Consider the following 17,373-nt stretch of genomic DNA (forward strand, 5'->3'; position numbering starts at 1 on the left):
CTCCTTGCCGCGTGCGGCAATGACGGTGGAAAGGCGAAACGGCGTCGGCGGGATGTCCTAGCGCCAGTAGAGATCCGGCTCGATGGATTCCCGCTTGATCAGGCGCGCATTGAGCATGTCCTTGTGGCGCGCCTTGGCGATGGCGCCCGCCTGGTCCTGCCCCATGCCTAGCCAGCGCTGGATCAGCCGCGCCTCGAGGACTTCATCGCTGACCTCGAGGAACAGCGTCATGTCGAACAGGGGGCGCAGCTCACGCCACGGCTCACGGTCGAGCAGTAGATAATTGCCCTCGACAATCACCAGGCGGTGCTCGAGGGTGATCAGGCGCCCACCGGCACGCGCCAGATCCAGCGGCCGATCGAAGGTCGGCACCGCAACGCTGCGATCGGCGCGGCGGATGCGCTCCAGGTCGTGCTTCAGGCCATCGGGATCGAAGGTCTCCGGCGCGCCCTTGATCGCCAGTTGGCCCCGCGGCTCAAGGATGGCGTTGTCGAGGTGATAACCGTCCATCGGCACCACCTCGGCGATGCCCGGCTGCCGCTCGTTGAGTTCGCGGCACAGCCACTCGGAAAGGAACGACTTGCCCGCCCCCGGCGGCCCGGCCAGGGCAACGATGAAGCGTTGCCGGTTCTCTGCGGCCTCGAGCAGGCGCACCGCCATGTCGTGAATATTGGGGTTCATTTTTTCAGCTCATCCAGTTACCGCCGTCCACGTTCAATGTTTGGGCAACCACGTATTCGCTGTCCTCCGAGGCGAGAAACACCGCCGCCCCGGCATGATCCTCGGGCCGCCCCATGCGTCCGTAGGGCACCGCTTCGCCGACCAGGCGCTTCTTCTCGCCCAGCGGGCGGTTCTCGTAGCGCGCGAAGAGCGCATCGACCTCATCCCACATCGGCGTGTCGACCACCCCCGGGGCAATACCATTGACGTTGATGCCGTACTTGATCAGGTCGAGTCCGCACGACTGGGTGAGGCTGATCACCGCCGCCTTGCTCGCACAGTAGGCGCTGACCAGCGCTTCGCCGCGTCTCCCCGCCTGCGAGGCCATGTTGATGATCTTGCCGCCCTGGCCCCGGGAAACCATGTGCCGCGCCACCGCCTGCAGGGTGAAGAACATTCCCTTCGTGTTCACGGCGAATTGACGATCGAAGCTCTCCTCGGTGACCTCGAGCACCGGGGCCATGTCGAATACCGCCGCGTTGTTGACCAAGATATCGATGCCGCCCAGGTGCTCGGTGACCGCCTGGATGGCGGCGGCGATCGACTCGCGATCGCAGACGTCCAAACGCACGCCCATGATCCGCTCGGCCCCCTTGGGGCGCAACCGGCCCACTGCCTCCTCGACGCCCTGCGTATCGATGTCGGCCACGGCGACCCGGGCCCCTTCCTCCAGGTAGCGATCGGCAATGGCCAGGCCGATACCGCGTGCCCCGCCGGTGATCAGAGCGGTCCTGTCAACGAGCTTCATTACAGACTCCTTTTCTCAGCGCTCGTCGCCTGCGGCGACGCCACGCGCAGCTGTCGTTCCTCATGCCAGCGGTCGATGAGCGCCGCCAACCCATGCATGCTCGGCAGTATCCGCCAGGCGCCGGCACGGCGCAGACGCTCGGCGTGGCCATCCTCGATGTGGCTGGCCCCGGTGAAGCCGATTACCATCATGCCGGCGGCATGCGCCGCGGTGACACCGGAGACACTGTCCTCGACTACTAGGCAGTCACGTGGGGCACAACCCAGCGAGCGCGCGGCAAACAGGTAGAGATCGGGGGCGGGCTTGGGACGTTCGACCTGCTCGGCCGTGAATAGCGGCACCTCGCTGAGCCAGGCGTCGAGCCCGGTGGTGGCAAGCGAGGCCACCACGCGGCGGCGCCGGCTATTGGAGACGATGGCCAGCGGCAACCGCAGGCCGGCCACCGTTTCCACCACCCCCTCAATGGCGCGGACCTCTTCGGCCAGGCGTGCTTCGATGGCGCCGTCGATCCGCGACAGGGCGTCCTCGGGCAGGCGATGCGCGCTCTGGGCTTCGAGCTGCGCCAGGATGTCCGCAGTGGTCATGCCCAGCGCCTGGCGCAGGGCGACATCGCGGGGAATGTCCGGCAACAGGTCGGCCAGTTGCCGGACCAGCGTGGCCTCGGCGATCGTCTCGCTGTCCACCAGCACGCCATCGCAATCGAAGATCAGGGTCGGTGCGCTCATTGGCTCCCCGCCATGCTGGTGGCCCGATTGTCCTGACGATTGAGCGCGGCCAGGGGGTGACGATGAAGGCTGGGCAGGGCCAGGCCGTCGCTGCCGAACAGATGGGCACAGGCGGGAGCGAAACCGAAGCACAGCGTATCGCCCACCCGGTGCTCGACGTTGCCGTCGGCGCTCACGGTAATCAGTGCCTTCTGCATGCGCACGTAGAGCGAGGTCAGCCCGCCGAGACGCTCGATCACCTCGATGCGCCCTTCCAACGGTCCACCGGCGTCGAGCTGGATGTGCTCGGGGCGGAAGCCGAGCTCGAGCGCAGTGCCGGGCGCCACGCCATCACCGTCGACCGGCACCTCGCAGTTGGCGCCGCCCGGCAGCCGCACCTCGACTCCCGCGGGGCCGGCGTGGGCGACCGTCACCTCCACGAAGTTCATCTTCGGCGAGCCGATGAAACCCGCCACGAAGCGATTGCGCGGATGATGGTAGAGCTCCATCGGCGAGCCCACCTGCTCGACCACCCCGCCCTGCAGCACGACGATCTTGTCGGCCATGGTCATGGCCTCGATCTGGTCGTGGGTGACGTAGATCATGGTGGCGTCCAGCGCCTCGTGCAGACGCGCCAGCTCGATGCGCATCTGAACGCGCAGCGCGGCATCGAGGTTGGAGAGCGGCTCGTCGAACAGGAAGATGCTGGGGTTGCGCACGATGGCACGCCCGATCGCCACGCGCTGGCGCTGGCCGCCGGAGAGAGCCTTGGGCTTGCGGTCAAGCAGCGGCTCGAGCTGCAGAATCTCGGCGGCCTCGCGCACCTTGCGCCGGCGTTCCTCCTTCGAGATCCCGGCGAGTTTGAGGCTGAAGCCCATATTGTCCTCGACGGTCATGTGCGGGTAGAGCGCGTAGCTCTGAAACACCATCGCCAGGCCACGCTCGGCCGGGCCGACCTCGTTAATGCGCCTGCCGTCGATCATGATGTCGCCCGACGTAGCACTCTCGAGCCCGGCGATCATGCGCAGCAAGGTCGACTTGCCGCAGCCGGAAGGGCCGACGAAGACCACGAATTCCCGGTCGTTGACGTCCAGGTCGACACCCTTGATCACCTGGGTATCGTCGAACCGCTTGACGATGTTGCGAAGCTGTAGGGTTGCCATGGGAGTTCCTCGTTACTTGACGGCGCCGAAGGTCAGGCCGCGCACCATCTGCTTTTGGGTCAACCAGCCGAATATCAGGATCGGCGCGATGGCCATGGTCGAGGCGGCGGAAAGCTTGGCCCAGAACAGCCCCTCGGGGCTCGAGAAGGAGGCGATGTAGGCGGTCAGCGGGGCGGCGTTCGATGAGGTGAGGTTGAGGCTCCAGAACGCCTCGTTCCAGCTCAGGATCACCGACAGCAGCCCGGTGGAGGCGATCCCCGGCAGGGTCAGCGGCATCAACAAGTAGACCACTTCCTGGAAGGTGCTGGCGCCGTCCATGCGTCCCGCCTCGAGAATGTCGCGGGGCAGGTCCTTGAAGAAGGTGTAGAGCATCCACACCACGATCGGCAGGTTCATCAGGGTGTAGACGATGACCAGCCCGGTGCGGGTATCGAGCAGCCCGGTGGTGCGGAACAGCAGGTAGATCGGCACCAGCACCCCGACCGGCGGCAGCATCTTGGTCGAGAGCATCCATAGCAGCGTGCCCTTGGTGCGCCGGGTGGGCAGGAAGGCCATCGAATAGGCCGAGGGAATGCCGATGAGCAGGGCCAGCAGCGTAGAGCCGAAAGCCACCGTCACGCTGTTGAGCGCAAACTTGAAGTAGTCGGCCCGGGCCTGTACGGCGATATAGCTGTCGAGAGTCGGCGAGAACAGCAGGCTCGGGTCGGCAATGGCCGCCGCCTCGGTCTGGAAGCCGGTCAGCACCATCCACAGGATGGGGAAGAAGATGAGCAGAGCGATGCCCCAGCCGAGCAGCGTCAGCAGCCATCGGCGAACATCGAGCAACCCTTGCGGGGCGTCGATAGCAGGTGCGGCATCGGCAAAGGACGCCTGACTTTCGGCCGTCAGGGAGGGCTTGGGTTTGGCCGTCGTCATGATGAGTCTCCTAGCTTTCCAGGTTCCGGGCCACCAGCCGAACCAGGAAGATGGCGACGATGTTGGCGAGAACGATGGCGACCACGCCGCCGGCGGAGCCCAGCCCGACGTCGAAATCGAGCAGCGACTGCATGTAGATCAGGTAGGCCAGATTGGTGGTGGCCAGCCCCGGTCCACCCGAGGTGGTGACATAGATCTCAGCGAAAATGGTCAACAGAAAGATCATCTCGATCATGATCACCACGCTGATGGCGCGCTTGAGGTGCGGCAAGGTGATGTAGAAGAACACCGCCAGCGGACCGGCGCCGTCCATGCGCGCCGCCTCGACCTGATCGTCGTCGAGCGACTGCATGGCGGTGAGCAGGATCAACAGCGCGAACGGCAGCCACTGCCAGGCCACGATGATCACGATCGAGGTCAGCGGCAGCGACGAGAACCAGTCCACCGGGGACGCGCCGAACACCCGCGCCAGCCACGCCAATACCCCGTTGTCGGGATGCATCATCATGTTCTTCCATACCAGTGCGCTGACCGTGGGCATGACGAAGAACGGTGAAATGGCCAGCACACGGGCGATGCCGCGACCGGGAAACTCCTGCTGGAACAGCACCGCCAGCAACGTACCGCCCACCACGGTGATGACCAGCACCCAGCCCACCAGCAGCAGGGTATTGCCCATGGCCCGCCATAGCGCCGGGTCGGTGAACAGGTACTCGTAGTTTTCCAGCCCGGCGAAGCCGGTCATTTCGGGCATCAAGAGGTTGTAGCGCTGGAAGGAGAACCACAGGGTCATGCCCAGCGGCACCAGCATCCACAGCAACAGCAGGCTGACCGCGGGGGCTTGCAGCGAGAGACTGCGAAGTCCGCCGACGGTACGTCCGGAGGCGCGTGTCTTGCTCATGGCGAGTTACCGCGATTGAGGGGTTGGGCGGCCGGGACGACACACCGGCCGCAGGGTCGGGCGCGTATCAGTCGAGATAGCCGGCGCGCTGCATGGTGCGCTCGGTGGCACGCTGGGCCGAGGCTAGCGCCTGCTCGACGGAAGTCTCGCCGGTCAAGGCCGCCGCGATCGTCTGGCCGACCTGGGTGCCGATCGACTGGAACTCGGGAATTCCGACGAACTGCACGCCCTGGTACGGTGTCGGTTCCAGGGTCGAATCGGTGGGGTCGGCGCTGTTGATCGCCTCGAGCACAAAGCCGGCGAACGGCGCCTCGCGCTGATAGTGCTCGTTCTCGTAGGTCGATTCGCGAGTGCCCGGCGGCACGCTGGTCCACCCCTCGCTCTCGCCGACCAGTTCGATGTAGTCCTGCCCGGTAGCCCAGGCGATGAAGGTCTGGGCCGCCTCGGGCGAATCGGATGAGCTGGGGATCGCCAGTGCCCACGACCACAGCCAGTGCGCGCCCTTGGGGGTCTCGGCGATCGGCGCCGGGGCGAAGCCAAGCTCATCGGCCACCTCCGACTCGTCGGGGTTGAACAGCTTGCCCGCCGCCGAGGTGGCATCGACCCACATGCCGCACTTGCCGCGCGAGAACATCGCCAGGTTCTCATTGAAGCCGTTGGAGCTGGCGCCTGCAGGGCCGTAATCGTTCATCAGATCGACGTAGAACTGGACCGCCTCCTGCCAGGCCGGCGAATCGAGCTGCGGGTTCCACTCCTCGTCGAACCAGCGTCCGCCAAAGGTGTTCACCAGGGTGGAGAGAAACGCCATGTTCTCGCCCCAGCCCGGCTTGCCGCGCAGACAGATACCGGCCACACCGTTCTCGGGGTCATGAATCGCGCCCGCCCATTCGCGCACTTCCTGCCAGGTGGGCTGATCGCTCATTTCGATACCGGCCTCCTCGAACAGGTCGGTGCGATAGAACATCATCGAGCTTTCGGCGTAGAAGGGCAGCGCATACAGCGTGCCGTCGTGGGAGAGGCCATCGCGCACCGGCTTGAGCAGATCGTCGACGGCATAGTCGTCGGGCAGGTCGTCGAGCGGCACCAGCCAGCCGCGCTCGGCCCAGATCGGAGCCTCGTAGGTGCCGATGGTCAACACGTCGAACTGACCGCCGTCGGTGGCGATATCGGTGGTAAGGCGTTGGCGTAGCACATTCTCCTCAAGCACCACCCAGTCGATCTCGATGTCGGGGTGTGCGCTCTCGAATGCCTCGGTGAGGCTCTGCATGATTACCATGTCGTTGTTGTTGACCGTGGCCACGGTAATGGATTCGGCGTGGGCGACACCGGCGGCGGCAAGACCGGCCAGGGGGATGACGCGCTTGAGCTTCATCGCTTGGCTCCTTTGGATGCATGCCCTTCTCAGGGCTAGTTGTTGTAGGGGTAAGGCTGGCTGATTTGAACATTTACTCAGCAATCGATCAAATGATCGAATACGGGCCGAGAAAACGCAAAGCCAGCGGCATTAGTCTTTAGTCCAAACACTCGTTATCGAGGATGAAGCGAGCGGCACTCTCGTCGGTGACCAGCCCCTTGAGCCAGCCACCGCGCAAGGCGGCGAGGATGGCGGGCCCCTTGTCGCGCCCTCCGGCGAGCGCCACCAGCGACTGGTCGCGGAACATCGTGAGCGGCAGGCTGGTGACGCGCCGGGTGATGGAGCAGTCGATCACGTTTCCGGCCTGATCGAGCGGCCAACCGAGCAGTTCCCCCACCGCCTTGCGCGAAAGCAGCTCGTCGAGTTCGGCCTCGCTGATGAAGTGGTCCTGGAACAGCGTGGCCTGACGGTCGATGCGGCCCACTCCGATGAAGGCGGCCTCGGCCTCCTTGGCGACTTCAACGATAGCCTGGAACAGACGCTGGCCGAGCATCGCCTCCTTCTCCTCCACCGAACCTGCCACCACCGGTGCCGGCAGCAGGAAACGCTCGCCGCCAGTCTTGTCGGCCAGTACCATCACCCCGTCGTAGCGGTTGGCGGAGCCGTCGCGGGCGACATTGCCCACCAGCGAGACGAAGCGATGCTGGGGCCGCTCGATGCGACTCAGCGACTCGACCGTAGCGCGTACCGAGCGCCCGGTGCCCAGCGACAGGGTCAAGGGCTCGGAGCGCTCGATCAACCTGGCCAGCCGCTCGGCACCGGCTACCGCCAGGTAGTGGGCGCTACTCTCGGGCGCTTCGGGGTCGGCGGGGACGACGTCGCAGAACTCGAGTCCGAAGCGCTGGAGGATGGCATCGGACATGACCATGCAGTTGGCCAGCGGGTGGTCGATATGCACCTTGACCAGTCCCTCCTGACGCGCCAGGGCCAGCAGCCGCTGCACGCCGGGACGCGACACGCCGAGCTGGCTGGCGATCTCGTCCTGAGTGCGCCCGCCCACGTAGGAGAGCCAGGCGGCTCGCGCCGCCTGATCCAGCTTGAGCTCGAACTTGTCCACGTCGCGTATTCCTTGTCGTTGCCGATCAGGCGGAGCCCTCTCATGCCGGACCCCAGTCAGGCTGAACCAAAGTAGCGCTCTCGATCCGCAGCGGTGATGTCGCTGATGTGCAGCGGGAAGACCTCGCTGCCCCGGTCGGCGTAGAAATGGCGCAGGGTGCGCTCGATGGTGGGAAATGCCAACTCGTCCCAGGGTATCTCGTGCTCCTCGAAGAGAGCCACTTCCAGGCTCTCCGGGCCAGCGGAGAAATCGCCGACGAGCTCGGCGAGAAAGATCATATAGACCTGGTTGATGTGCGGCAGGTTGATCAGGGTATAGAGCCCATGGATGCTGACCTCGGCGCAGGCCTCTTCCCAGGTCTCGCGGGCAGCGGCCTCGACGGTCGTCTCGGCGTTCTCCATGAATCCCGCCGGCAGCGTCCAGTAGCCCTTGCGCGGAGCGATCGCGCGGCGGCAGAGCAGAATGCTCGATCCGCTCACCGGTAGCGTGCCGGCCACGATGCGGGGGTTCTGATAGTGAATCGAGCCGCAGGCATCGCACAGATAGCGGGGCCGATCGTCCCCTGTCGGGATTGCAAAGCGCACGGTATGGCCACAGTGGCTGCAGAAGTTCATGGGTCTCCCTGACAGGCTTGACGTCGGCGAAGGCGCCCGGGTAGAAGGAAGCAAATCCGATGGAAACTCCATGTTAGAGAAACTACGCAAGCGCCTGCAAGCGCACGCTCCCCGCCGCCTGCGGCTCGACATGCCCCAAGCGGCGGTACTGTTGCCGATCGTCGATCGCCCCCAGCCGACACTGCTCTTCACCCGCCGGGCGGGTCACCTCAACACTCATAGCGGACAGGTGGCGTTTCCCGGCGGCAAGCGCGAAGAGGCCGATCCCGACCTGCTGACCACCGCGTTACGCGAGTCCAGAGAGGAGATCGCCCTGCCGCCGGAGCGGGTCGAGCTGCTGGGGCAATTGTCCGACGTGATCTCGCTGCACGGCATCCTGGTCACTCCCTACGTGGGCCTGATTCCTCCGGACCTGCCGCTGGCTCCCGATCCCGGCGAGCTGGACGCTATCTTCGAGGTGCCGCTCGAGCTGTTCCTCGAGGATCGCCGCCACCATACCGACGTGATACCGGTCAACGGGCGCCCCCATTACGTTCCCAGCTACCATACCCAGGGCCAGGTGATCTGGGGGCTGTCGGCCATGATGCTGGTGGAACTCATGGCGGAGGGCTTCGACCGTCCGGTGAGCCTGTTCGAAGAGCCATCCAGCGGCCGGCTGTGCTATTTCCCCGAGCGCCTGCTGCGCAGCACGCAGACCGAGACACGCCGCCCCGGCTCCCTTTCGCATCGCTGAGGAGCGCCTGCATGTCGCACCTGCATCAACCGGTCTTCGATACCGCCGCCCTGCCCGATCTTGTCGACGCGCTGGTCGAGCAGGGTTGGTTCGTGGGCGAGGGCTTCCTAGATGCCGAGCTATGCCAAGCCCTGTGCCAGGAGTTGACCGACATGGCCGAGCGCGACGCCTTGGCCGCCGCTGGCATCGGTCGTGGCGACGAGCATCAGCTGCGCCGCGACATCCGCGGCGACGCCATCCGTTGGCTCGATCGCGAGAGCCTGGCCCAGCGCCGCTATCTGGACGCCATGGGCGATCTGCAGCACGAACTGAACCAGGCACTGTTTCTCGGGTTGTTCGAATACGAGGCGCACTTTGCCCATTACCCACCCGGGGCCTTCTACAAGCGTCATCTCGACAGCTTCCGCGGGCGCGCCAACCGCGTGGTCTCCACGGTGGGCTATCTCAATGCCGGCTGGCCCGCGGACGGTGGTGGCGAGATGGCGATATTCGCCGCCGACGCCCCGGAGCGGGAGGTGGTGAGAGTACGACCGGAGGCCGGCAATTTCGCCTGTTTCCTTGCCGAAACGGTGCCTCACGAGGTGCTGCCGACCCGGCTGCCTCGCGCCAGCATCGCCGGCTGGTTCCGGCGCAACGCCTCGCTGGGCGGGCTGGTGGACCCGGCGCGCTGATGGCAAGCGAGATCGAGGCGCTGCGCGCACGCCTGGCCGAACTCGAGGTCCGCAACGCCGAACTCGAAGCGAGAGCCAGTGAGCTCGACGAAGAGAAGCGCCACTACCAGTGGCTGGCCGAGAGCACCACCGACCTGATCTCGCGCCATGCTCGCGACGGCACCTTCCTCTACGCCTCCCAGGCCGCTCGCGAGCTGCTCGGCTACGAGCCCGAAGCGCTGATCGGCGTCTCCGCCTACGAGCTGTTCCACCCTTCGGACCTGGCCGATCTGCTCAACAAGTCGCCGCGGATCTATTACCACGACGGCTTCTACCAGCAGACCTACCGCTTCCGCGCCAAGGACGGGCACTACGTGTGGTTCGAAACCACCAGCCGCACCCGTCGCGATCCGCACACCGGTGAACTGCTCGACATTCTCTGCGTCTCGCGCGACGTGGGGCGGCGTATCCGCGCCGAGGCCAACCGAGAACGCCTGGCCCGTGTGGTGGAATCGACAACCGACTATGTACTTTTCGTCGACGGCAACGAGCGGGTGTTCTATTCCAACGAGGCCGCCCGACGCCTGCTGGGCCTGCCACGAGAGGGGCTGGACGTCCGGCTAGAGCAGGTCTACATGCCGGCTTCGCTGGCGATCCTGCGCGACATCGTGCTGCCCGCCGTGGCGCGCTACGGTTCATGGAGCGGCGAGCTGGAGATGCCCGGGCCCAAGGGACCCACGCCGGTGCTCAGCGTGGTACTGGCCCATCGCGGGCCGGGAGCGGAACCCGATCACCTGTCGCTGCTCAACCGTGACATTGGCCTGCGCAAGTCCGCCGAAGCGCAGGCACGCCGCCACCAGGAGCAGATCGCCCACGCCAACCGGCTGGCCACCACGGGCGAACTGGCATCCAACATAGCCCATGAACTCAACCAGCCGCTGACGACCATCGCCAACTACGCCAATGGTGCACTGCTCCAGCTACGCACCGCGCCGGATCGCCCCGCCGGTGACCTCGCCCTGCCGCTCGAGCGCATCGGAGAACAGGTCCAGCGCCTGGGCGAGCGGCTGCGCCATATCCGCACCTTCGTGCGCAAGGGGCAGACCCGGCCGCGCCCGGTCGTTCTGCTCGACGTGGTCGACGCGGCCTGCCGCCTGTGCGAATGGCAGTACCAGCAGGCGCGGATCGAGTTGCGGTACGAACTACCCGAGGTGCTGCCGCGGGTGCTTGCCGATCCGATCGCCCTGGAGCAGGTGCTGGTCAACCTGCTGCTCAATGCACTCGAGGCGAGCCGGGAGCGGCCCGGCGCCAGCGAAGTGCTGGTGGGTGCGCTGCACAGCGGTCCGCGAGAGGTGACCTTCCGCGTCAGCGACCAAGGGCCCGGCATCGGTGCCGACGACGCGCAGGCGATCTTCGCCCCCTTCCACACAAACCGCTCCGACGGCCTGGGCATGGGGCTGGCGATCAGCCGTTCGCTGATGGAAGCCATGGGCGGCAGCCTGATGCTGGAGGACGGTTCCGACGGCGCCACCTTTGCGGGTACACTGCAGACCGAACCGCCCCCGGCGCATCGCCGCGTACCGCCCCGGAGCCCGTCGTGACCGAAGTCCCCGCTTCTCCCTGCATCGCCGTTGTCGACGACGACGAGGCACTGCGCGATTCGCTGGCCTGGCTGCTCGACTCCGTGGGACTTGCCACCCGCGCCTTCGCCGATGGCGAGGCCTTCCTGGCGGCAGGCCTTGATGTCTGCGACGCCGTGCTGCTCGACGTGCGCATGCCCGGCTTATCAGGCCTGCAGGTTCAGCAACGGCTGATCGAGCGCGGCGACACCGCGCCGATCATATTCATGACCGGCCACGGCGACGTGCCCATGGCCGTGGCGGCACTCAAGGCCGGCGCCTTCGATTTCCTCGAGAAGCCCTTCAACCAGCAGCAGCTCATCGATGCCGTGCAGCAGGCCTTGGCCGAGCATCAGCGGCTAGGCGAGATACGCGCCCGAATCGATGACCTGCGGGCCCGCTATGACGCACTTCGCCCCAAGGAGCGACGCATCATGGTGCATGTAGCGGAAGGCATGACCAGCCGCGAGATCGCCGTCCATCTTGACGTCAGCGCCAAGACCGTGGAGATCTATCGCCTGCGCGCCATGAAGGCGCTGGGTGCCGCCAACCTGGCCGAGCTGGTGCGCATCTGCGTGGCGCTGGGGCTGGTCGATCCGCTGCCCCAGCGCTGAACCACGCTAGACCGCCAGTTCCTCCCAGAACAGGTCCTCGTTCTCGTCCTGCTCCCTAGATTCCGGAGCCGGCTTCAGCGCAACCACTTCGCCGTTGGGATTTTCCAGCAGCTCGCGCAGCCTTTCGTAATTGAGCGGCACGCTGCGCTCGTTGTCGCTGCGCTCGAGCAGCGACAGGGTCTCCATCAGCGCCGCCATGCCCGCCTCCTGCTCTTCCAGCGCCTCGTAGACCTGGACGTAGGGCATGTCGCCGTCCCAACCGGCCTTGATCGGCTGATTGATTAGGTTGACCTGCATCCCCACGGGTACGCGTTCGAAGATCGACTCGATGTCCTCTGGGAACATGCGGATACAGCCGCGGCTGGCACGCATGCCGATACCGTCCGGCTTGTTGGTGCCGTGGATCAAGTAACCGGGAATATCGAGCATGATGGCATGGCTGCCCAGCGGATTGTCGGGCCCGGGAGGTACCACGGCGGGGGCTTCTTCCCCCCGCTCCGCCGCTTCCTGACGCACGGAGCTCGGCGGGTACCAGGCCGGATCCTTCAACAGCATGGTGGTTTTGGTTTTGCCCAGCGGGGTATCGAAGCCCTCGCGACCGATGCCGATCGGGTAGGTCTCCACGCGCGGCGTCTCGCCCTCCTCGACTTCCGGATAGTAGTAGAGGCGCAGCTCGGCGACGTTGATCACGATTCCCTTGCGTTCGACCGGCGGCAGGATGAAGCGACCGGGAATCACCACCTCGGTCCCCTCACCCGGCATCCAGACGCTGACCTCGGGATTGGCGCGCCGGATCTCCTCGTAGCCCACGTTGTGCTCACGCGCGATGTCGAGCAGTGTCTGCTCCTCACTCGCCTCGACGGTATAGCGCTCGCCCACGACGTCGCCCTGTTCGGGCAGCGGATAGTGTCCCTTGGGCCACTCGGCCTCCTCGGCTTCCTCGGCTTCCTTGGTTTCCGTATCCTCCTCGGACCATGCCACGCTCGGCGACAGCAGCACAGTGGCCAGCACGCCCAGCAGGAGCGGCAGCCATGCCAGGCGCCGCATCGGTCGGTGGCATTGCCCAGCCACGCCATAGTGCGTCATAACGATTGCCTCAGCCTTTTCACCTTCAGGTGATCCTTGAGCGAGGGCCTAGTCTATTCGGCCCGCATGGATTTCGACAGTTACTGCCTCGGGCGCCCCAACGTCACAGTACCGGCGCGAACAGATAGGCGCCGCGCGCGGCGATACGATGCCAAAGTGGGCGCTCCGCGATCTCCTCCGGCTCGATACGGGTCGAGTGAGAGAAGTCCTCTTCGAACATGGCCGCCACTTCCCGGGCAAAGTCGGGTTCCATGACCAGTGCGGTTACCTCGAAATTGAGGCGGAAGGAACGGTTGTCAAGGTTGACGGTACCGACGGCGGCCCCGACGTCATCGATGACGAAGGCCTTTCCATGCAGGAACCCGTCTCGATAGCGATAAATTTTCACTCCAGCGTCCAGCATCGGCCCCAGAAAGGCGTAGGTGGCATAGCGTGGCAGCAAGTTGTCCTGCCGCTCGGGGATCAGGATTCTCACATCGATGCCGTTGAGCGCGGCCAGCTTGAGCATCGTCTGGACCCCGTCATCGGGGACGAAGTAGGGGCTGGAGATCCAGATACGCTCCTTGGCGGCATGGATAACCTGCTGGACCATCAGGCTTGCGGTCTCGAACCGATCCGCGGGGCCCGACGGCAGAATCATCACGGGCGCCTGACGCTCGGTCGTGGCAGGCTCCCACGCAAGTTCGAGGATATCGTCGCTGGCCCAGAGCCAATCCTCGAGAAAGACCAGCTGCAGCGCCAGCGCGGCCGGCCCTGTCACCTTGAGATGCGTATCCCGCCAGGGCCCGAGCTCCTCATGCCCCTGCCAATACTCATCACCCAGATTGAAACCGCCGACCCAGGCCCGCTCGCCGTCGGCCACCATTACCTTGCGGTGATTGCGAAAGTTGAGCTGGAAACGCTTGCCGGGGCCGCGGGTGGAGGGAAAACGCTGCACCTTGACGCCTCCCTCGCGCAACGCGTGCAGATAATCGCTCGGCAGGGCGTAGCTGCCTATCTCGTCATAGAGGAAATAAACGTCGACGCCCTCCTGCGCCTTCGCGATCAAGCGTTGCTGGAACGCCGTGCCGATATCGTCATCCCGCACGATATAGAACTGCACCAGCAGGTACTCTTCCGCAGCGTCGATGCCTTCGAGAAGGCTGCGATAGGTCTGCTCGCCATCGACCAGCAGCATCAGGTCGTTGCCTTCCAGAAGCGGCAGCCGGGCGAGGTCCTCGATACCGGCCAGATAGCTCTCGTCAGGAATGGACGCGGCATGGCCCGTACGCAGCGCCTCGAGTTCCTCCTCCAGGGTCTCGCTCAGGCGCAGGTCTTCATCGCGCCGCGACGTGATGTAGCCCTCGAACTTGTTGCGTCCGAAAATCCAGTAAGTGGGCACGGCCACCAGTGGCATGGTGTTGAGAGAAACGATCCAGGCGATGGCCCCCGCCGAGGTGCGGCTGGTCATCAGCGCCTCCAACGACGACACGGCCCCGAGCAGATGGGATACGGTCACGATAATGGCGAAAGCGCCCCACTTGCGACGCCTGGCCTTTCCGTTCCCATGCGCCTCGCACCGTTCGTGCGTCATGTTGTGGTTCTCCGAACCCGCCTCAAACGAACAGTGTTCCATGACGCTTCAAGGCACTCAAGTCGTACCCCGGCAAGCGGCCTCAATCTCGACTCGCATCCGGCACGAAACAGACCGAAGGCAGTCCGATAGCCGCTCATCGTGCCCATCCTGGATATCGTTCTTTCCGACATGGCGGCTGCAGGCGTATCCACCGTCAGCGCTGGAACCAAGGGAACTCCACTTCTTGCGCTGGGTCATTGAAGGAGGCGAACAGGATAGGTTTCAATGAGAAGGCAACATCACGAGGACGTTCCATGAGAGCTGTCGCCAGGTCGACTCAGAGCAGACACAACCAGGGCATTCGCTTCCTGGCGCTGCTGATCGCCTTGCTGCTGGCGCTGAACAGCCTGTCGACTCACGCGGCCATGGATACCCACCAGGCTGATTGCGGTGTTGCCTCGTCCATGCAGCAGTTCGATGACGATACCTCGGACGATTCGCGCTGCTCGGCATGTAGCATGGTGCCTCATCTCGGCAGCCTGAGCGCCGTCGAGCCCCCCTTCCCGGCCGTGGCCCCGGCGCTGGCCATGACGGACCACAGGATGCCGCCTCCGCGGCGCCCTCCCAAGGCCTGAGCGAATGCACGACGAGCCCATGCGGCTCGACGATACACTTAATTCGTCAGGAGTTACCGTCATGATGACTAACTGCCTTGCCCTGATGGGCAACATGAGCTGGCTTGGCTGGCTGATGCCGCTGGCCGTCCTGTCCCTATTGGGATTAGGGATCGCCGCCCTGCTCAAGTATCTATTCATTTCTTCGTCTTCCACGCCTCGCCATGGAGCCGACTCATGAACCATCGCACCACATCCCTGTTGCTTTCCGCCAGCCTGCTGCTGGGTGCCGCCTCAACCGTTCACGCCGCCCTGCCCGAAGAAGCCACCCTGTACAAGAACCCGCAGTGTGGCTGCTGTGTCGAGTACGCCCGCCAGCTCGAGGAGCGTGGGGTCTCGGTCACCATCGTCGACGATCAGGACATGGGCAAGATCAAGCAGGAGGCCGGTCTGCCCTACGGGCTGGGGTCCTGCCACACCGTTCAGATGGGTGGCTATACCATCGAGGGCCATGTGCCCTTCGAAGCGGTGGAAAGATTGTTCGAGCAACGGCCTAAGGTCGATGGCATCGGGCTGGCCGGCATGCCTATCGGCACCCCGGGTATGCCCGGACCCAAGCGGGAGGATTGGAATGTCTATCAGTTCACCGATCAGGAATCGATGCCGTTCATGACACTGTAAGGGTCTGGGTTATCGCCGGGGCGGCCGCAGCCGCTCCGGCGATGCTCCGATCTGCGAAGGCGGCCATAGGCAGTCCGCTCATTTGCGCCAGAACATCGGCGTCAGCAGCACCAGCACCGTGAGGATCTCGAGCCGCCCCATAAGCATCCCCAGGCAGAGCAGCCACTTTGCCGCATCGGGCAGCGGCGCGAAGTTGCCGGCCGGTCCGATGATCTCCCCAAGTCCCGGGCCGACATTGGCCACCGCCGTGGCGGCGCCCGAGAGGGCAGTCGTCAGATCCAGCCCCATCAGCGACAATCCCAGCGCCAGCCCCGCTATGGTCAGGAAAAAGAAGAAGGAGAACGCCACGACGCCACGGGTGACGTCGTCGGTAAGAGGCTGGTCGTTGTAGCGAAAAGCGAAGACCCCGCTGGGGTGGGTCAGGAAACGAAGCTGATTGCGCAGCAGCATGGCCGCCACCTGGAAGCGGAAGATCTTCATGCCACCACTGGTGGAGCCGCTGCACCCTCCGACGAAGGTCAGGTAGAAGAACGCCACGTAGGCCAGTGGCCCCCAGAGGCTGTAGTCATCCGACGCATAGCCCGTGGTCGTCACTACCGAAATCACGTTGAAGCTGACCTGGGTCAGCGCCTCGAAGGGCGGCGTGCCGAGCCACGCCCGCCAGAGCGTCAATCCCAGTATGACCACCGCCAGCAGGAACAAAAGGCCCTGCACCTGCTGATCACGCCATAGCGCAGTGCGGGCGCCACGCAGCGTGCGGATATAGAGCACGAAGGGTAGCGCACCGGCCAGCATGAACAGGCTGCCCATCCACAGCAGGAACGGGTTATCGGCGTAGGCACCGAAAGAGGCGTCCGAATTGGCAAATCCCCCGGTCGCCAGAGAGGTCATGCCGTGTACCACCGCATCCAGGGGCGTCATACCGCCAAGCCAGTAGATCAGCATCGCCAGCAGGGTGAACCCGCAATAGATACTCAATGTGGCCTTGGCGATCCCACCCGTGCGCGGCATGACCTTGTCCGACCAGTCGGAGGACTCGGTATGGAACAGGCGCATGCCGCCGACCTTGAGGAAAGGCAGGATAGCGATGCCCATGACGATGATGCCGATCCCGCCCAGCCACTGCATGATCCCGCGCCACAGCTTGAGACCGTCGGACAGCGACTCGATCTCGACCAGGATGGTCGAGCCGGTAGTGGTAATGGCCGAGACCGATTCGAAGACGGCATTGGTAAAGCTGAGCTGCGGCGCCCCGAGTATCAATGGCAGACTGGCAAAGCCGCTGATCGTCACCCAACTGAGAGTGGTGAGCACGAACATCTGCCAAGACTTGAGTTCGATTACCGTCTTGAGGGTCGATAGCCATACCGTGCCGACCGCCGCCAGCACCAGGAGCATCGACAGGCCGAAGGCTCGGGCATCGGGGTCGCGCTCGATGACCAGCACGGCCCATGGCAGGGCCATGAACAGGGCCAGTACCAGCCACAATACCGACATCACCTTCAAGACCGGCGCCCAGTTGTCCCATTGATATCTCAGGCGGTGGGCAAGGTCCCACTGATTCCCGCTGATCGCACCCATCGAG

Annotated in this window: 19 protein-coding genes; 7 read left to right on the top strand and 12 right to left on the bottom strand. The window is 64.8% G+C overall.

Annotation, left to right across the window (positions count from 1 at the left end; translation table 11 throughout):
- Positions 1 to 57: 57 nt before the first annotated feature.
- The 9 genes from CYJ07_RS04880 to CYJ07_RS04920 form a co-directional block, all read right to left on the bottom strand.
- The gene (locus CYJ07_RS04880; RefSeq protein ID WP_104202554.1) at positions 58 to 681 is read right to left on the bottom strand and encodes a nucleoside triphosphate hydrolase; all 624 of its coding nucleotides are present in this window, start codon (positions 679 to 681) and stop codon (positions 58 to 60) included.
- Positions 682 to 685: 4 nt separating this feature from the next.
- Positions 686 to 1,468: an L-iditol 2-dehydrogenase gene (locus CYJ07_RS04885; protein ID WP_104202555.1), complete on the bottom strand. Its 783-nt coding sequence runs from the start codon at positions 1,466 to 1,468 to the stop codon at positions 686 to 688.
- Positions 1,468 to 2,193, bottom strand: a complete 726-nt coding sequence (locus tag CYJ07_RS04890) for an HAD family hydrolase (protein WP_104202556.1) — start codon at positions 2,191 to 2,193, stop codon at positions 1,468 to 1,470. Before CYJ07_RS04890 ends, CYJ07_RS04885 begins: the two co-directional genes overlap by 1 nt.
- Entirely contained in the window at positions 2,190 to 3,335 is a 1,146-nt protein-coding gene (locus CYJ07_RS04895) for an ABC transporter ATP-binding protein (protein WP_104202557.1), read from the bottom strand. The genes CYJ07_RS04890 and CYJ07_RS04895 overlap by 4 nt, the downstream gene beginning before the upstream one ends.
- A gap of 12 nt (positions 3,336 to 3,347) precedes the next feature.
- Positions 3,348 to 4,250 (bottom strand): carbohydrate ABC transporter permease, encoded by a 903-nt coding sequence (locus CYJ07_RS04900; RefSeq protein ID WP_104202558.1) that lies wholly within the window; start codon positions 4,248 to 4,250, stop codon positions 3,348 to 3,350.
- A 10-nt stretch (positions 4,251 to 4,260) separates the two neighbouring features.
- Entirely contained in the window at positions 4,261 to 5,151 is an 891-nt protein-coding gene (locus CYJ07_RS04905) for a carbohydrate ABC transporter permease (protein ID WP_104202559.1), read from the bottom strand.
- Between the two features lie 67 nt (positions 5,152 to 5,218).
- Positions 5,219 to 6,523: an ABC transporter substrate-binding protein gene (locus CYJ07_RS04910; RefSeq protein WP_104202560.1), complete on the bottom strand. Its 1,305-nt coding sequence runs from the start codon at positions 6,521 to 6,523 to the stop codon at positions 5,219 to 5,221.
- A gap of 139 nt (positions 6,524 to 6,662) precedes the next feature.
- Entirely contained in the window at positions 6,663 to 7,622 is a 960-nt protein-coding gene (locus CYJ07_RS04915; protein ID WP_104202561.1) for a sugar-binding transcriptional regulator, read from the bottom strand.
- Positions 7,623 to 7,678: 56 nt separating this feature from the next.
- Entirely contained in the window at positions 7,679 to 8,236 is a 558-nt protein-coding gene (locus CYJ07_RS04920) for an NUDIX hydrolase (RefSeq protein WP_104202562.1), read from the bottom strand.
- 70 nt (positions 8,237 to 8,306) lie between these two features.
- Between CYJ07_RS04920 and CYJ07_RS04925 the strand changes: the two genes are divergently transcribed.
- From CYJ07_RS04925 to CYJ07_RS04940, 4 genes are read left to right on the top strand one after another with little or no spacing between them, the layout of a single operon-like run.
- Positions 8,307 to 8,969, top strand: a complete 663-nt coding sequence (locus tag CYJ07_RS04925; protein ID WP_104202563.1) for a CoA pyrophosphatase — start codon at positions 8,307 to 8,309, stop codon at positions 8,967 to 8,969.
- Positions 8,970 to 8,980: 11 nt separating this feature from the next.
- The gene (locus CYJ07_RS04930; RefSeq protein WP_104202564.1) at positions 8,981 to 9,640 is read left to right on the top strand and encodes a 2OG-Fe(II) oxygenase; all 660 of its coding nucleotides are present in this window, start codon (positions 8,981 to 8,983) and stop codon (positions 9,638 to 9,640) included.
- Positions 9,640 to 11,220 carry a PAS domain S-box protein gene (locus CYJ07_RS04935; protein ID WP_104202565.1) on the top strand — a complete coding sequence of 527 codons (1,581 nt, stop codon included), beginning with the start codon at positions 9,640 to 9,642 and terminating at the stop codon, positions 11,218 to 11,220. Before CYJ07_RS04930 ends, CYJ07_RS04935 begins: the two co-directional genes overlap by 1 nt.
- Entirely contained in the window at positions 11,217 to 11,852 is a 636-nt protein-coding gene (locus tag CYJ07_RS04940; protein ID WP_104202566.1) for a response regulator transcription factor, read from the top strand. Before CYJ07_RS04935 ends, CYJ07_RS04940 begins: the two co-directional genes overlap by 4 nt.
- Positions 11,853 to 11,858: 6 nt before the next feature.
- Here CYJ07_RS04940 and CYJ07_RS04945 read toward each other — a convergent pair whose 3' ends face one another.
- Together CYJ07_RS04945 and cls are read right to left on the bottom strand one after the other, a co-directional pair.
- A complete protein-coding gene (locus tag CYJ07_RS04945; RefSeq protein WP_104202567.1) occupies positions 11,859 to 12,938 on the bottom strand; it encodes a L,D-transpeptidase family protein in 1,080 nt (359 codons plus the stop codon).
- 103 nt (positions 12,939 to 13,041) lie between these two features.
- The gene (cls, locus tag CYJ07_RS04950) at positions 13,042 to 14,511 is read right to left on the bottom strand and encodes a cardiolipin synthase (RefSeq protein WP_104202645.1); all 1,470 of its coding nucleotides are present in this window, start codon (positions 14,509 to 14,511) and stop codon (positions 13,042 to 13,044) included.
- A gap of 296 nt (positions 14,512 to 14,807) precedes the next feature.
- On the opposite strand from cls, the gene CYJ07_RS04955 reads away from it, so the two are divergent.
- The 3 genes from CYJ07_RS04955 to CYJ07_RS04960 all read left to right on the top strand — a co-directional run bounded on the left by CYJ07_RS04955 (position 14,808) and on the right by CYJ07_RS04960 (position 15,788).
- Entirely contained in the window at positions 14,808 to 15,128 is a 321-nt protein-coding gene (locus CYJ07_RS04955) for a hypothetical protein (RefSeq protein WP_104202568.1), read from the top strand.
- A gap of 61 nt (positions 15,129 to 15,189) precedes the next feature.
- Positions 15,190 to 15,348, top strand: coding sequence for a hypothetical protein (locus CYJ07_RS20255; RefSeq protein ID WP_156085470.1), 159 nt, complete (start codon positions 15,190 to 15,192; stop codon positions 15,346 to 15,348).
- Positions 15,345 to 15,788: a DUF411 domain-containing protein gene (locus tag CYJ07_RS04960; protein WP_104202569.1), complete on the top strand. Its 444-nt coding sequence runs from the start codon at positions 15,345 to 15,347 to the stop codon at positions 15,786 to 15,788. Before CYJ07_RS20255 ends, CYJ07_RS04960 begins: the two co-directional genes overlap by 4 nt.
- A 78-nt stretch (positions 15,789 to 15,866) precedes the next feature.
- Here the strand turns inward: CYJ07_RS04960 and trkI are convergent, their stop codons facing one another.
- Positions 15,867 to 17,285: a TrkH family potassium uptake protein gene (gene trkI, locus CYJ07_RS04965; RefSeq protein ID WP_231489540.1), complete on the bottom strand. Its 1,419-nt coding sequence runs from the start codon at positions 17,283 to 17,285 to the stop codon at positions 15,867 to 15,869.
- Positions 17,286 to 17,373: the final 88 nt, after the last annotated feature.

The organism is Billgrantia saliphila, from assembly GCF_002930105.1.
Lineage (GTDB): Bacteria > Pseudomonadota > Gammaproteobacteria > Pseudomonadales > Halomonadaceae > Halomonas > Halomonas saliphila.

What these genes read in the sequence shown, in the direction of transcription:
- CYJ07_RS04880 (WP_104202554.1), bottom strand. Translation starts at nt 681, where the DNA reads ATGAACCCCAATATTCACGACATGGCGGTGCGCCTGCTCGAGGCCGCA.
- CYJ07_RS04885 (WP_104202555.1), bottom strand. Translation starts at nt 1,468, where the DNA reads ATGAAGCTCGTTGACAGGACCGCTCTGATCACCGGCGGGGCACGCGGT.
- CYJ07_RS04890 (WP_104202556.1), bottom strand. Translation starts at nt 2,193, where the DNA reads ATGAGCGCACCGACCCTGATCTTCGATTGCGATGGCGTGCTGGTGGAC.
- CYJ07_RS04895 (WP_104202557.1), bottom strand. Translation starts at nt 3,335, where the DNA reads ATGGCAACCCTACAGCTTCGCAACATCGTCAAGCGGTTCGACGATACC.
- CYJ07_RS04900 (WP_104202558.1), bottom strand. Translation starts at nt 4,250, where the DNA reads ATGACGACGGCCAAACCCAAGCCCTCCCTGACGGCCGAAAGTCAGGCG.
- CYJ07_RS04905 (WP_104202559.1), bottom strand. Translation starts at nt 5,151, where the DNA reads ATGAGCAAGACACGCGCCTCCGGACGTACCGTCGGCGGACTTCGCAGT.
- CYJ07_RS04910 (WP_104202560.1), bottom strand. Translation starts at nt 6,523, where the DNA reads ATGAAGCTCAAGCGCGTCATCCCCCTGGCCGGTCTTGCCGCCGCCGGT.
- CYJ07_RS04920 (WP_104202562.1), bottom strand. Translation starts at nt 8,236, where the DNA reads ATGAACTTCTGCAGCCACTGTGGCCATACCGTGCGCTTTGCAATCCCG.
- CYJ07_RS04925 (WP_104202563.1), top strand. Translation starts at nt 8,307, where the DNA reads ATGTTAGAGAAACTACGCAAGCGCCTGCAAGCGCACGCTCCCCGCCGC.
- CYJ07_RS04930 (WP_104202564.1), top strand. Translation starts at nt 8,981, where the DNA reads ATGTCGCACCTGCATCAACCGGTCTTCGATACCGCCGCCCTGCCCGAT.
- CYJ07_RS04935 (WP_104202565.1), top strand. Translation starts at nt 9,640, where the DNA reads ATGGCAAGCGAGATCGAGGCGCTGCGCGCACGCCTGGCCGAACTCGAG.
- CYJ07_RS04945 (WP_104202567.1), bottom strand. Translation starts at nt 12,938, where the DNA reads ATGACGCACTATGGCGTGGCTGGGCAATGCCACCGACCGATGCGGCGC.
- cls (WP_104202645.1), bottom strand. Translation starts at nt 14,511, where the DNA reads ATGACGCACGAACGGTGCGAGGCGCATGGGAACGGAAAGGCCAGGCGT.
- CYJ07_RS04955 (WP_104202568.1), top strand. Translation starts at nt 14,808, where the DNA reads ATGAGAGCTGTCGCCAGGTCGACTCAGAGCAGACACAACCAGGGCATT.
- CYJ07_RS20255 (WP_156085470.1), top strand. Translation starts at nt 15,190, where the DNA reads ATGATGACTAACTGCCTTGCCCTGATGGGCAACATGAGCTGGCTTGGC.
- CYJ07_RS04960 (WP_104202569.1), top strand. Translation starts at nt 15,345, where the DNA reads ATGAACCATCGCACCACATCCCTGTTGCTTTCCGCCAGCCTGCTGCTG.
- trkI (WP_231489540.1), bottom strand. Translation starts at nt 17,285, where the DNA reads ATGTCGGTATTGTGGCTGGTACTGGCCCTGTTCATGGCCCTGCCATGG.